This window comes from Streptococcus sp. ALY_208 (assembly GCF_058314295.1).
On the sequence record NZ_JBZFUI010000001.1, the window covers coordinates 271,658 to 286,081 of the forward strand.

Consider the following 14,424-nt stretch of genomic DNA (forward strand, 5'->3'; position numbering starts at 1 on the left):
CTGTGTTTTGTAAGAGTCACCACGATCATATGATTGATTGTGGTGTTTTAATATGTTTTTATGGTCATAGGAGGGGTATAAGGCTAGTGCTATAAATTGACTTGACCTAGCAAAAAGGGTAGTATAAAGGCATGGATATTTGGACAAAGCTGGGGCAGTTTTCTCAGTTAGAAACACAGGATCTTTACTTAAGACCCTTTTGTTTTAGTGATCATGAGGATTTTTTTGAGATGACTCAAGATCCTGAAAATATGGCCTTTATTTTTCCCAGTCAAGCTAGTCAAGCTGAAAGTGATTATTTGTTGGTTCACTATTTTATGAAGGAGCCTTTAGGAATCTGGGCTATGGAAGACAAGATAGGTGGTAAACTGGTCGGTGCTATTCGCTTCGAAAAGCTTAATCTTGTGAAGAGGACAGCCGAGATTGGTTATTTTGTTCATAAGGACTATTGGGGGAGAGGCTTTGCGACACAGAGTTTAAAAACGTTGAGCTTCTTAGCCTTTGAGGAGTTTGGGCTCCAGCGTTTGGTTCTCATTACTCATTTAGAAAATATTGCCAGCCAAGCAGTTGCTAAAAAAGCTGGTTTTAACATTGTTAGACGCTATAAGGGTAGCGATCGGTATAGTCATAGGATGAGGGATTACTTGGAGTTTCATTTGACTGCTTTTCCTGACGGTTGATGCTCTAGTATCATTATTAATCAAATGATGGTATACTTTGTACTGTGAAGAACAGGTCGTAGATTTGTTATTGATGTTTTATTTAAGGAAATAGGAGACTTAATATTTTATGATTACACTTAAATCTGAGCGTGAAATTGAAGCGATGGATCGTGCTGGTGACTTTCTAGCCAGCATTCATATTGGTTTGCGTAAGCTTATCAAACCTGGCTTAGATATGTGGGAAGTAGAAGAATATGTTCGTCGGCGTTGCAAAGAGGCTAATGTTCTTCCTTTACAGATTGGGGTTGATGGCCAGTTGATGGACTATCCTTACGCTACTTGCTGCGGTTTAAATGATGAGGTTGCTCACGCCTTTCCTCGTCATTATATTCTTAAGGATGGGGACCTTTTGAAGGTGGATATGGTGTTGAGTGAGCCTATTGATAAGGCTGAGCTTGATGTGGCCAACCTTGATTTTGATAACACCGCAGAGATGAAAAAATACACAGAGACTTACCGAGGTGGTATCGCAGATTCTTGCTGGGCCTATGCTGTTGGTGAGGTTTCTCAAGAAGTTAAGGACCTTATGGACGTGACCAAGGAAGCTCTTTATATTGGAATTGAGCAGGCGGTCATTGGCAATCGTATTGGAGATATTGGTGCGGCTATTCAAGAATATGCTGAGAGCCGTGGTTACGGAGTTGTACGTGATCTTGTTGGACATGGTGTTGGTCCGACTATGCACGAGGAACCCAATGTCCCTCACTATGGGAAGGCTGGACGTGGTCTTCGTTTAAAAGAAGGTATGGTATTAACGATTGAGCCAATGATTAATACAGGTACTTGGGAGATAGATACAGATATGGAGACTGGCTGGGCACATAAGACACTGGATGGTGGATTGTCTTGTCAATATGAGCATCAGTTTGTTATCACTAAAGATGGTCCTGTTATTTTGACTAGTCAGGGAGAAGAAAGAACATACTAAGCCTATGATGAAAAAAATCGTGGATCAGTTGCTCGATAAATTGAACTATCCACCCTTGCAGGTTTTTATCAAGCACTATCGCAGTGCTGAGATTGATTTATCTAGTATAGCTGTGGCTTATTACTTGATTTTGACCTTGTTTCCAATGGTTGTTATTGCTGCGAATATTTTTCCTTATTTTGATATTGATCTGACGGATTTTCTCTCTTTTTTGAGACAGAATTTGCCGATTGAGATCTATAGTTCTGTAGCAGGTATTATTCGCAATTTATTTGCGACTCCCTCTAGCAGTATTTTGGGAGTGGCGACAGTGGCTGGCTTTTGGACCATGTCTCGAAGTTTGACTTCCCTTCAAAAGGCTTTTAATAAAGCTTATGATGTGAGTGAGCATCGAGATTTTGTGATCGGTCATATCATTGGGATTATTGCTAGTTTCTTTATCTTTTTTCTATTGACATTTGCTCTCTTGCTGTCAACCTTGTCAGATGGTATCTACCAATCCTTACGTAAAGATTATGACCTGCCCGCTGGGATTGTCAGTCTTTTGTTGCATGTCAATAGGCCTTTGATGATTATGATCATTATCATTGGATTAATGACCCTCTATTTTATCCTTCCCAATGTTAGGATAAAAAAGTGGCGCTATACCTTACCTGGTACAATGCTCAGCTCGCTAGTTCTGATTTTTATGACAGGATTGGTCGGTCGTTATGTAACACGAACTTTTAATAATCTCATCGATATTAAGGTGTTTGGATCTATCATTATCTTCATTATCATGTTTTGGTTCGTTGTTTTAGCACGGATTTTGATTACGGGAGCTGTCCTTAATGCGACTGTTCAAGAGCTTAAGCAAGGGGAAATGGAAGGACGCCGTGGTGACTTACTGGCTTTCTTTGGACACGGTGATGTTTCCTCATCTGAGTCGGGCAATGAAGAGCAAGAGGAATGACCATAATTGTATCAAAAAGACTGAGGCATACGAGTGTATGACCTCAGCTTTTTGATGATGGAGTCTTAATCTTTGTGCTATAATGAAGGCACGATATTATCAAAGGAGAAGCTTATGCCAGTTGATTTTAAAGCAGAAGTAGAAAAACGCCGTGAAGACTTGTTGGCTGACTTGTTCAGCCTTTTGGAAATCAATTCGGAACGTGATGATAGTAAGGCTGATAAGGAACATCCCTTTGGGCCTGGTCCTGTTAAGGGCCTCAAACACTTTTTAGCTATGGCTGAAAAGGATGGTTATAAGGTGCGCAATATCGACAATTATGTCGGTGATTTTGAGTTTGGTGAGGGCAATGAGACTTTGGGAATCTTTGCCCACCTGGATGTGGTGCCTGCTGGTTCTGGTTGGGAGACTGATCCCTATAAACCAGTTATCAAGGATGGGAAACTCTATGCGCGTGGCTCCTCGGATGATAAGGGGCCTACTATGGCAGCTTATTACGCCTTGAAAATCATCAAGGAATTAGGTCTGCCGACTTCTAAAAAGGTTCGCTTTGTTCTAGGAACAGATGAAGAATCTGGATGGGCTGATATGGATTATTACTTTGCTCACCCAGATGTAAAAAAACCAGACTTTGGCTTTGCTCCGGATGCTGAGTTTCCCATTATCAATGGGGAAAAGGGCAATATTACCCAGTATCTGCATTTTTCTGGTCAAAATGCTGGCCCAGTCGTTCTCCATTCTTTCAAGGGCGGTCTTAGGGATAATATGGTTCCAGAATCGGCAACAGCAGTCCTTTCTGGTCAAGTCAGTCAAGCAGATTTGGAAGAAAAATTATCCGTTTTCTTAGTTCAAAATCCTAATCTGTCGGGCTCTCTAACAGCAGAAGGCGATAAATTAACAGTCCAAATTATCGGGAAGGCAGCCCATGGTTCAACCCCTGAAGAAGGTCTCAATGGAGCAACTTATTTAGCGCTTTTTCTTAAGGATCTAGCTTTTGCTGGTCCTGCCAAAGCCTTCATTGATTTGACTGCTGATGTTCTGCACGGAGACTTTGATGGGCATAAATTAGGCTTAGCTTATAAGGATTCTAAGATGGGAGCTTTGTCTATGAATGCTGGTATTTTCGACTTTGAAGCGGATTCTGATAATAATACTATTACCCTCAATTTCCGCTATCCCCAAGGAATCGATACTGCAACCATCAAGGCTGGACTCGAAAAGTTGGCTGGGGTCGAATCTGTTAGTCTGGCTGACCATGAACACCTGCCTCACTATGTCCCAATGGATGATCCCCTAGTTAAGACCCTCTTGTCTGTTTATGAAAAACAAACTGGTCTAGAAGGTTATGAGCAGGTCATTGGCGGTGGGACCTTTGGCCGCCTCTTGGAAAGAGGTGTTGCCTTTGGTGCTATGTTCCCCGATTATGTCAATACCATGCATCAGGCCAATGAATTTGTCGAAGTGGAAGATCTCTATCGGGCCTGCGCTATCTACGCCGAAGCCATCTACGAATTGATCAAATAAGGTAGTAACCACATATCTAAGCTCACTAATCTCTGGCTAGATTGTTTCACTGATTTTAGCTTGGAAATACTCAAGATACTCAAGGATGAATGCCCAAGGGCAGAACAAGTGATACTTTGAACTTCAACCTGATTTTGAAAGGGAGATGTTGTCCATGTCAACCATGAAAGACATTGTTAAAGCTATTATGGCCGATCCAGAAAATGAGGATTATACCAAGGCTGGCATTGAACCGCTTTTTACGGCGCCAAAGAGCGCTCGTATCAATATCGTCGGTCAGGCTCCGGGAATTAAGGCTCAGGAATCCCGCCTTTACTGGAATGATCCATCGGGCGATAATTTACGAGATTGGTTGGGGATTGATCGAGATACGTTCTATAGTTCTGATAAAATAGCCGTTATCCCTATGGATTTCTATTATCCTGGTAAAGGGAAGTCTGGTGATCTCCCTCCGCGAAAGGGTTTTGCTGAAAAATGGCACCCCTTGATTTTGCAGGAATTACCTGATATTTCTTTGACCCTGCTGATTGGTAATTATGCGCAACACTATTACCTCCAGCAAAAGCCTTCAGTCAAGCTGACCGACAATGTCAAGGCCTACAAGGATTTCCTCCCTGATTTTTTCCCGCTAGTTCATCCGTCGCCTCGCAATAATATTTGGCAAAAGAAAAATCCTTGGTTCAAGGAAGACGTATTGCCAGACCTCAAACAACTTGTGAAAGATATTCTTGAAAAATGACACAAAAATTGATTTTTAATGTTTCTACCGCTCAAAAGAAACCTAGTAATCAGGATAGCTGTCCCTTTTGTCAGGTCGATAGTCTGGAAAAAATCATCGCTCAAGAAGGCGATATGATTTGGCTAGACAATAAGTATCCTGTTCTTGATAAGACCTATCAAACCTTGATTATTGAGTCTGACCAGCATCTAGGCGATATTACGACCTACAGTCAGGAATATAATCGCAAGCTCTTTATCTTCGCCATCAAGGCTTGGCATCAGTTGGAGGAGAGCGACCGATTTAAGACTGTTGCTCTCTTTAAGAATTTCGGGCCTTTGTCAGGTGGTTCTCTGCGCCATCCTCATATGCAGATTGTTGGTTTTGAAGAACTTGATGCTTATGAGGCCGTTGATCCAAAAACCTTTGAGGGAACTCTTGTTTGTCAAGAGACAGAACAGTTGGCTCAGGTCACTATTTCTGACCAACCTTTGAGTAGTTTTACTGAAATCAACGTGACTATAGCAGATATCAAGGATAGCTATAAGCTGGCTGACACCGTTCAAAGGGTCCTCCGTTATGTTTTAGAAGGCTATTTAGGCGGAGCCTGTAGCTCCTATAATCTCTTCTTTTACCATCAGGAAGAAGGTCTCAGTTGTAAAGTAGTTCCTCGTTTTGTAGCCTCTCCCTATATGGTTGGCTATCATCTGGTTCAGGTCAATTCAGCTGTCAGGGTGGCAGAAGAGGTGGCAGAATTACAGGATTTTTTAGAAAAGTAGATGGAGTCTGATCCAAGTTACTTGGCTCAGATTTTTTCTAGCCAGCCGGTACATTTACCCTATCTTAAAATTATTGGAAAAAGGCTTGCCGGCCTTCTTATAAAATGGTAGACTTTTTCTAAAAGTTTTTTTAAGGAAAATATTATGACTCCGAATCAATTTAACCAAGAGCGAGAGGAACAAGACTTTTCTAACCCTATTTGGACATCGGGCAGGGATCATTTCCAAGAACGTTATTCTGACTTAAACCCGTCTGCCCTTTCTAAGCAGGATACTTTAAGGACATTGTCTTTTAGGCAGAACCGCTCGAAGGTGCCAGGCCTATTTACGACTATTGTTGCTATTATGACAGCAATTTTATTGCTGTTGATTCTATTAGGTATAATATTTAGCTCGGCCATTAATAATGTCGTTCTGGGCTTAACGGCAATAGTCTTGGTCTTTACCTATATGCCTGCGACTATTATTCTTAGTATTTTAGGAATAGTCAAGGCCAGTCAATATAATCGTTGCGGTATCGAAAGCTATTCAGCGAGTCTGGTAAGTAACATCGTTTTTTTAATCATCAATGGTCTACTATGGTTCTTTTTCCTAATTTTGGTTATAGAGGGGATTAGGAGCTAAGGATATAAGAAGACTGATTATTAAATATTAAAAAAGGAAAAAATTGTGGCATTAAAATTAACAGAAGAAATTGTTTCGAACTTAGTTGCGGAGTACAATCAGATTAATCCTGCCTTTCAAATTGACTGGAAAACCTATATTTATGGGACTGACAAAGAAGGCTCTGGCCGATCTTCTCAGCAAGCACCTCTCTTATGGTTTGAAAATGATTATTATTTTGTTTTAATCTATTTAGCAACTTTAAATGTCAGTAAAATTCAAAAAGTTAAGGTTATTGATAAAGATGAAATTCAAGGAGTGAAGATTAAATACGGTGGCCTAAATGCTGTCGTTAAAATTCGGATGACCAATGGAGCTTACTATAACTTGAGATTAGCTCGTAGAAATTACAAGACTCTGCCTCGTCAATTGTCTAACTTGGATAGCTTGATGGAGGTTTTCCATCTTTTCTACAGTGACCGGATTGATATGAAGGACCATTCCACATCAATCGGTGCTAAGGTCCTGAGTGCAGCGACAACCGCAGTCTTAGTGATCCTAGCTATCCTCTTTATATTTTTAACAAAGTCTAGAGTTCTGACTTATCTTTTGTTAATTCTAGCTATTTTCTTAGGTGGTTTGATTTGGACTCAAGCAGAAACCTTTATCAATAAGCAAAGAGACAGAGCATTTGTGCAAGCTTTTGAGCAAACAAAGCAGCTTGTTACTAGTATGACAGAAAGTCAGTACTATCAAGCCTTACAGGGTATAGATGTAAAACCAAAAACTCAGATGATGCAGGAAAGCTACCTTAAGGTTCTAATTTCAATCGCTCATAATCTGGGCTTGGATAAGGAGGCTAGAGCATATTTAACACAATTTCCTAGACGATATTCAGCCGATGCTGAAGAAACTTATTTAGGACTCATAAATCTGCTAGCCTCCAATCAAAAAGTCCCTTATGAATTTGGCCAAGCACCGTTAGACGTTGAACAGGATATTTGGCAGAAGTATCAGTAAGAGAATAGCCTGAAAATCCTAGGAATGGGTATCTTAGATTTTGGGAAAGCCTGCTAGCCATCTCTGGTCTGGTTTGTCTATTTTTTCTATCAGAGAATCAGGTTAATAACGTTTTTCTAATTTTTTGGATCTAAAATCCTAGATCTTGGTGGTAAGTAGGTTAATAATAAGTCAAAAAAATCTGAGTCTTGTCTCAGATTTTTTTTAGTTTGATAATAATTGCAGGACTCGTTAACAATAGTTTTTGTCTTAATTGTTCGTCCTCCATTACTTTCAGGCTTGCTCTAAACTGTTGCTTCCCAGACTGGTTTATTTCCCCAAACAGAACTGGCTAAAGAGCTGGGTGATGAGTTCATCTGGAGCAGCATCCCCTGTAATTTCTCCCAGAATTTCCCAACAGCGGGTAAGATCTACTTGAAGGAGATCGACTGGCATTTCCATGGCCAAGCCATCATTGACAGCTTGGAGACTGGCGATCGCTTGTTCAATGAGGGATATGTGACGGCTGTTTGATAGGTAAGTGGCATCTTGATCGATGGTTTGTGCATTGTCAAAAAAGAGGGCATTAATTTTTTCTTCAATAGCTGTAATATTTTTATTTTCAAGGACAGAGATACGGATACAATCTTCTGGAAGTTGATCGGTTTCGATCTGTTCGTCCAAATCAGTTTTATTAAGAAGAATGATTCGTCGGCTATCCTCTGATAGAGTTAGTAGCTGATGATCTTGCTCTGTCAAGGGTTCTGAGGCATTGAGGACCAGTAAGACTAGGTCTGCTTCAGAGAGTGCTTTGCGAGAACGCTCTACTCCAATTTTTTCAACCACATCTTCTGTATCACGGATTCCTGCAGTATCAATCAATTTTAACGGCACACCATTGATATTGACATATTCTTCAATGATGTCACGTGTGGTTCCCTCTATATCTGTGACAATAGCCTTGTCTTCCCGTAGGAGTGTATTGAGAAGGCTAGATTTTCCAACATTTGGCCGCCCAATGATAGCTGTTGAGATACCTTCTCGAAGGATTTTTCCTCTTTTGGCAGTCTGGAGGAGGTGTTCCAGCAATTGCTGGAATTCTTCTGTTTTTTCACGTATAACAGCTGTTGTAGCTTCCTCAACATCATCATACTCAGGATAGTCGATGTTGACCTCTACTTGGGCAAGGGTTTCTAGAATTTCTTGTCGAGTTTGATTGATTAGCTGAGATAGGGAACCATCTAACTGTTTGACGGCATTATTCATAGCCTTGTCTGTTTTGGCTCTAATGACATCCATGACGGCTTCAGCTTGAGTCAAGTCAATACGGCCATTCAGAAAGGCACGTTTTGTAAATTCACCAGGCTCAGCCATGCGGGCACCGAAGCGGATGAGGAGCTGGAGAACTTCATTAGTGACAGCAATACCACCATGGGTATTGATCTCAATGACATCTTCACGGGTGAAGGTCTTGGGGGCACGCATGACTCCTACCATGACTTCATCGATAACTTTATCAGTTTCAGGATCAATAATGTGCCCGTAATTTAGGGTGTGACTTTCTACCTGCTCAAGGTCATGGCCTTTAAAGACTCGCTTAGCAATAGCAAGCGCATCATTTCCAGATAGGCGGACGATACCGATGGCACCTTCGCCCAGAGGAGTAGAAATAGCGGTAATAGTATCAAATTCTTTAGTAATCATTTATTTTCCTTTTCAACAATAATAGCCTCTTCCTATTATATCATGCTAGCTATGAAATGCATCAGTATAGATTGTATAGGCGTCTAAAATGATCAATGTTTAGGGATAAAAGCTATGGAAGGCTTAAAAGCATTTTTTGTTAAAAAGATGACAAAAAAATGACTTTTATTAATAAAAAGATACAATTTCCAGAAAATTGTGATATAATAAACTTGCAAAAATAAGAAAGGAGTGAGTCATTATGATGGATTTATTCTCAAAAAAACAACGGTTTTCTATTCGTAAGTACAGTATTGGTGTGGCGTCTGTTTTGATTGCTGTAGCCCTATTTGCCAGCAGTCCTGTCAGGGCAGATCAGGTGACTCAGGAATCTGGAACGACCACTGTTCCAGAAACCTCTATCGTTAGTCAGACAGATGATAACTCCTCAGTACAAGTCAATCAAGCACCTGAAACTCCAGCGACTTCTGAATCCGCTCCATCTGTATCAGAGACAGCTCCAGAATCCAAGACGACAACAGCTCCTACCTCAGATATTTCTGAGAGTCATGTGGGTAGTGCTACTTCTGATGATTCGGTAGCTACTTCTAAAGTTGTCAAAAATAACCAAAAGGCAAAAGCCAGTGTTGCTAAGGTAAATAATTTACCAGCTCAAGGCACTTATACCTTTACTAGAAGAACTGAAATCAAGTATGAGCCTGTGGCATCTCGTAAGGCTGATAAAGTGTTCAGTAAGGGTGACCATGTTATGTATGAAGCTGTGATTGAAGCAGATGGACATCGGTGGTTGAAATTCAAGGATTATAATTTTGTTTATAATTATGCTGATATTGCTACCTTGTCTAAAACATCTAAGACCAATAAGGGGGCAAAAGAACCAGCACCAGCTGGTAAAGTAGCTAAGAGCAATCAGCTCCCTGATAAAGGTACCTATGTCTTTACTAAACGTTCTGAAATCAAAGAATATCCAAGAAGAGATGCACCTAGCGATTACTACTATGACAAGGGAGAGTCAGTTAACTATGATGTTCTCATAGAGGGTGATGGTCTGCAATGGATTAGCTATGTCGCTCATTCTGGTCGTCGTTTCTATGTAGCAGTTGGTGATGCTCCTAAAGCTGATGCAAACAAGGTTAATACAACTCAGCCATCAGCTACCAAAGCGGCTTTACCAGCTAAGGGCACTTATACCTTTACTAAACGTGCTGAAATCAAGGAATCTCCAAAGAAGGATGCGCCTAGTGATTACTACTATGAAAAGGGCATGTCTGTTAATTATGACAAAGTACTCAATGCAGACGGTCTACAATGGATTAGTTACCTGTCTAATTCTGGTCGTCGTCTCTATGTAGCTGTTGGCAATGCTTCTAAAGCTGATGCAGGTAAGACCAATGCTACTGAGCCATCTAAGAAAGCAGTCTTACCAGCTAAGGGTACTTATACCTTTACTAAGCGTGTTGAGATCAAGGAAATTCCAACTAAGGATGCACCTAGTGATTACTACTATGATAAGGGTATGTCTGTTAATTATGACAAAGTGCTCAATGCAGACGGTCTGCAATGGCTTAGCTACCTGTCTAATTCTGGTCGTCGTTTCTATGTAGCTATTGGTAACGCCTCTAAAGATGACGCAGGTAAAACAAATACAACTAAGCCATCTGCTAAAACAACTTTACCATCTAAAGGTACCTATACCTTTACTAAACGTACTGAGATTAAAGAATCTCCAAAGAAAAATGCGCCTAGTAAGTATTATTATGATAAAGGCATGTCCGTTAATTACGACAAAGTCGTGAAGGCGGATGGTTTGCAATGGCTTAGCTACCTGTCTAATTCTGGTCGTCGCTTCTATGTGGCTGTCGGTAATGCAGGCAAGGTCAACTCAAGCAAGAAAGCGACTTTACCAGCTCAAGGTATCTATACTTTCAAAAAACGCTTAGCGATTCAGAGTCAGCCAAAGGTTTCTAGCAAAGTGTTGACTTACTATAATGCTGGCGATCAGGTTTACTATGACAGTGTGATTAAGTCAGATGGCCATCAATGGTTGTCTTACAAGACCTATACTGGTAAACGTCTTTACATCGCTATTGATTAAATAACTAAAAAGAAAAATAGATAAAATTTGTGAAGTTGTACCTCAACTATTAGTCTTTCTTGACTAACAGTTGAGGTATTTTTTGTCGAGGGATAGGGCAAAATAAAATTACTTTGGATTTTTTATTTCTTATTTGGATGGGTAAAGCCCCCTTTGCGCCACCTGGTTTATGGTATAATAGAGTGATAGAAAATGAAGGAGTTGCTATGTCTAATCTTAAGAAGGCTGTTGGTGTCAAGGCGGCTGAATTTGTTAGTGATGGTATGATTGTTGGTCTTGGTACAGGATCGACTGCTTATTATTTTGTTGAGGAACTTGGTCGGCGTGTCAGGGAGGAGGCCCTGAACATCACTTGTGTAACAACTTCCAGTGTTACCTATAATCAGGCTCAGAGCCTAGGAATCAACTTGAAAGCTATTGATGAGGTTCCTTATGTTGATTTAACAGTTGACGGTTCTGATGAGGTGGATCCTAATCTCAATGGTATTAAGGGCGGTGGCGGAGCCCTCTTGATGGAAAAGATTGTTGCTTCAAACAGCAAGGATTGCTTCTGGATTGTAGATGAGTCCAAGTTGGTTAGTCGTTTAGGATCTTTTAAACTGCCGGTAGAGGTGGTTCAGTATGGCGCTACTAATCTTTTTAGGCAATTTGAGGAAAAGGGGTATCGGCCATCTTTTCGTATGATTGATGGTGAGCGTTTTGTTACTGATATGCAGAATTACATTATCGATCTTGATCTCAAAGAAATTGATGATCCGTACGCCTTGGCCGAGGAGTTGAAGCTTACAGTCGGTGTGGTAGAACACGGTCTGTTCTTAGATCGAGTTTCCAAGGTTCTAGTCGGTCGCAAGTCCGGTGTTGATATTATTGAAAAGTCTTAAGAGTTTAGAATGGAGGAGTCCTATGTCAAAATTTGATCGTATTCATTTAGTTGTTTTGGATTCAGTTGGGATTGGTGCGGCACCAGATGCCAATAATTTTTCTAATGCTGGTGTGCCAGACGGTGCCTCTGATACCTTAGGTCATATTTCAAAGACCGTTGGTCTTGATGTACCAAATATGGCTAAAATTGGTCTGGGGAACATCCCTCGTTCACAAGCATTAAAAACTGTTTCAGTAGAAAATGCTCCAAGCGGTTATGCCACTAAGCTAGAAGAAGTATCACTTGGTAAGGATACCATGACTGGTCACTGGGAAATCATGGGGCTCAATATCACAGAACCTTTTGATACCTTCTGGGACGGTTTTCCAGAAGAAATCATCACTAAAATTGAGGAGTTCTCAGGACGCAAGGTTATCCGTGAAGCCAACAAACCTTATTCAGGAACGCAAGTTATCGAAGACTTTGGTCCCCGCCAAATGGAAACTGGTGAACTGATTATCTATACTTCAGCTGACCCAGTTTTACAGATTGCGGCCCATGAAGATGTGATTCCTTTGGAAGAACTCTATCGTATCTGTGAATATGCTCGTTCCATTACCTTAGAACGCCCAGCTCTACTTGGTCGTATCATTGCCCGTCCTTATGTAGGCCAACCGGGTAACTTTACTCGTACTGCTAATCGTCGTGACTTAGCTGTTTCTCCGTTTGCCCCAACCGTCCTTAACCAATTAGATGAAGCTGGTATTGACACTTATGCTGTCGGTAAAATCAATGATATATTCAATGGTTCAGGCATCAATCACGATATGGGGCACAATAAGTCTAACAACCACGGTGTTGACAATCTTATCAAGGCTATGAAGTCCCCTGACTTTGAGCATGGTTTCTCTTTTACCAATTTGGTGGACTTTGATGCTCTCTATGGTCACCGTCGCAATGCTCACGGTTATCGCGATTGTCTCCAAGAGTTTGATGCTCGTTTACCTGAAATTATTGCAGCTATGGGAGAGAATGATCTTCTCATGATTACGGCTGACCATGGTAATGACCCAACTTACGCCGGTACCGACCATACTCGAGAATACATCCCACTCTTGGCTTATAGTCCTGCCTTCCAAGGTAATGGGGGCATTCCACAGGGACACTTTGCAGACATCTCAGCAACTATCGCTGAAAACTTTGGTGTCGACACAGCCATGATTGGTCAAAGCTTTTTGGATAAATTAAACTAAAGGAGTAGTTATGAAGGTTACCATTTATCATAATCCAAATTGCGGCACTTCTCGAAATGTACTAGCCATGATTAAGCAAGCTGGCTTTGAACCAGAGGTTATTGAATATTTAAAAACACCTCCGACTCGCTCTACGTTGGTGAGCTTGATTAATGCAGCAGGACTATCGATCAGAGATGTCCTTCGGACAAATGTACTACCTTATGAAACGTTTGGGTTAGATGATACCTCACTGAGTGATGACCAGCTCTTAGATGCTATGATGCAAGAACCAATTCTGATCAATCGTCCCATTGTCGTAACGGATAAGGGTACTAAACTTTGTCGACCATCGGAAACCGTTTTGGACTTGTTACCTGAACCATTTCCATTCCCGTTTATCAAGGAAGATGGTCAGGTCATTGATGGCTACCGCTAATTTTATTAACAAAGGAAAAAAGACATGACACTACTTGATAAAATCAATGAAACGGCTGCCTTTCTTAAAGAAAAAGGCATGACTGCACCCGAATTTGGTCTGATTTTAGGATCAGGTCTGGGAGAGCTGGCAGAAGAAATCGAAAATGCTATTGTATTGGATTACGCTGACATTCCAAACTGGGGTCGCTCGACTGTCACTGGGCATGCTGGTAAGCTAGTCTATGGTGATTTATCCGGTCGTAAAGTTTTAGCTCTTCAAGGTCGTTTCCATTTCTATGAAGGGAATCCCTTGGATCTTGTTACTTTTCCGGTGCGCATCATGAAGGCTCTTGGTTGTCAAGGGGTTCTCGTTACCAATGCAGCAGGCGGTATCGGCTTTGGACCAGGAACACTTATGACGATCAGTGACCATATCAACTTTACCGGTCAAAATCCATTGATTGGAGAAAATCTTGATAGTTTTGGCCCTCGTTTTAATGATATGTCAAACGCCTATACGAGAGACTATCGTGCTACTGCTCATCGTGTCGCTGATAAGATCGGTATTCAGTTGGATGAAGGGGTTTATATCGGCGTGTCAGGCCCATCTTATGAAACACCTGCTGAAATTCGCGCCTTTAAGACTATGGGGGCCGATGCAGTTGGTATGTCTACTGTAGCAGAAGTGATTGTTGCAGCCCATTCTGGACTTAAGGTTTTGGGGATTTCTTGTATCACTAATCATGCTGCAGGTTTTCAAGAAGAGCTCAACCATGAGGAAGTGGTTGAGGTGACTCAAAGGGTCAAGGGGGATTTCAAGGCCTTGATTACAGCTGTTTTGGCAGAACTTTAAACTATTTAGAGCTTAATAACGATTAATAAGAAA

General features: G+C 41.1%; 14 protein-coding genes. 13 read left to right on the forward strand and 1 reads right to left on the reverse strand.

Going from position 1 to position 14,424, the window contains the following annotated elements; all coding sequences use genetic code 11:
* Positions 1 to 131: 131 nt before the first annotated feature.
* From AC4HAI_RS01325 to AC4HAI_RS01360, 8 genes are all read left to right on the forward strand, one after another.
* On the forward strand, positions 132 to 680 hold the full coding sequence (locus AC4HAI_RS01325; RefSeq protein ID WP_491078280.1) for a GNAT family N-acetyltransferase: 549 nt from the start codon (positions 132 to 134) through the stop codon (positions 678 to 680).
* 109 nt (positions 681 to 789) lie between these two features.
* Positions 790 to 1,650 (forward strand): methionyl aminopeptidase, encoded by an 861-nt coding sequence (locus tag AC4HAI_RS01330; RefSeq protein ID WP_491110133.1) that lies wholly within the window; start codon positions 790 to 792, stop codon positions 1,648 to 1,650.
* 4 nt (positions 1,651 to 1,654) lie between these two features.
* On the forward strand, positions 1,655 to 2,602 hold the full coding sequence (locus tag AC4HAI_RS01335; RefSeq protein WP_491110135.1) for a YihY/virulence factor BrkB family protein: 948 nt from the start codon (positions 1,655 to 1,657) through the stop codon (positions 2,600 to 2,602).
* A gap of 114 nt (positions 2,603 to 2,716) precedes the next feature.
* Entirely contained in the window at positions 2,717 to 4,126 is a 1,410-nt protein-coding gene (gene pepV, locus AC4HAI_RS01340; protein ID WP_491078283.1) for a dipeptidase PepV, read from the forward strand.
* A 154-nt stretch (positions 4,127 to 4,280) separates the two neighbouring features.
* Complete coding sequence (locus AC4HAI_RS01345) at positions 4,281 to 4,865, forward strand: uracil-DNA glycosylase family protein (RefSeq protein WP_491110136.1); 585 nt, start codon at positions 4,281 to 4,283, stop codon at positions 4,863 to 4,865.
* Positions 4,862 to 5,623 carry a DUF4931 domain-containing protein gene (locus AC4HAI_RS01350; protein ID WP_491110137.1) on the forward strand — a complete coding sequence of 254 codons (762 nt, stop codon included), beginning with the start codon at positions 4,862 to 4,864 and terminating at the stop codon, positions 5,621 to 5,623. Before AC4HAI_RS01345 ends, AC4HAI_RS01350 begins: the two co-directional genes overlap by 4 nt.
* A 144-nt stretch (positions 5,624 to 5,767) precedes the next feature.
* Positions 5,768 to 6,247 (forward strand): hypothetical protein, encoded by a 480-nt coding sequence (locus AC4HAI_RS01355; RefSeq protein ID WP_491110139.1) that lies wholly within the window; start codon positions 5,768 to 5,770, stop codon positions 6,245 to 6,247.
* Between the two features lie 45 nt (positions 6,248 to 6,292).
* Complete coding sequence (locus AC4HAI_RS01360) at positions 6,293 to 7,246, forward strand: hypothetical protein (protein ID WP_491110140.1); 954 nt, start codon at positions 6,293 to 6,295, stop codon at positions 7,244 to 7,246.
* Positions 7,247 to 7,555: 309 nt separating this feature from the next.
* Here AC4HAI_RS01360 and mnmE read toward each other — a convergent pair whose 3' ends face one another.
* The gene (mnmE, locus tag AC4HAI_RS01365; protein ID WP_491110141.1) at positions 7,556 to 8,929 is read right to left on the reverse strand and encodes a tRNA uridine-5-carboxymethylaminomethyl(34) synthesis GTPase MnmE; all 1,374 of its coding nucleotides are present in this window, start codon (positions 8,927 to 8,929) and stop codon (positions 7,556 to 7,558) included.
* 241 nt (positions 8,930 to 9,170) lie between these two features.
* Here mnmE and AC4HAI_RS01370 point away from each other — a divergent pair, with 241 nt between their 5' ends.
* The 5 genes from AC4HAI_RS01370 (at position 9,171) to AC4HAI_RS01390 (ending at position 14,391) form a co-directional block, all read left to right on the forward strand.
* Positions 9,171 to 11,024 carry an SH3 domain-containing protein gene (locus AC4HAI_RS01370; RefSeq protein WP_491110143.1) on the forward strand — a complete coding sequence of 618 codons (1,854 nt, stop codon included), beginning with the start codon at positions 9,171 to 9,173 and terminating at the stop codon, positions 11,022 to 11,024.
* 206 nt (positions 11,025 to 11,230) lie between these two features.
* Positions 11,231 to 11,905 carry a ribose-5-phosphate isomerase RpiA gene (rpiA, locus tag AC4HAI_RS01375; RefSeq protein ID WP_491078290.1) on the forward strand — a complete coding sequence of 225 codons (675 nt, stop codon included), beginning with the start codon at positions 11,231 to 11,233 and terminating at the stop codon, positions 11,903 to 11,905.
* Positions 11,906 to 11,927: 22 nt separating this feature from the next.
* Positions 11,928 to 13,139, forward strand: a complete 1,212-nt coding sequence (locus AC4HAI_RS01380; protein ID WP_491078291.1) for a phosphopentomutase — start codon at positions 11,928 to 11,930, stop codon at positions 13,137 to 13,139.
* A gap of 10 nt (positions 13,140 to 13,149) precedes the next feature.
* Positions 13,150 to 13,557, forward strand: coding sequence for an arsenate reductase (glutaredoxin) (gene arsC / locus AC4HAI_RS01385; protein ID WP_491078292.1), 408 nt, complete (start codon positions 13,150 to 13,152; stop codon positions 13,555 to 13,557).
* Between the two features lie 24 nt (positions 13,558 to 13,581).
* Positions 13,582 to 14,391, forward strand: a complete 810-nt coding sequence (locus AC4HAI_RS01390; RefSeq protein ID WP_491078293.1) for a purine-nucleoside phosphorylase — start codon at positions 13,582 to 13,584, stop codon at positions 14,389 to 14,391.
* Positions 14,392 to 14,424: the final 33 nt, after the last annotated feature.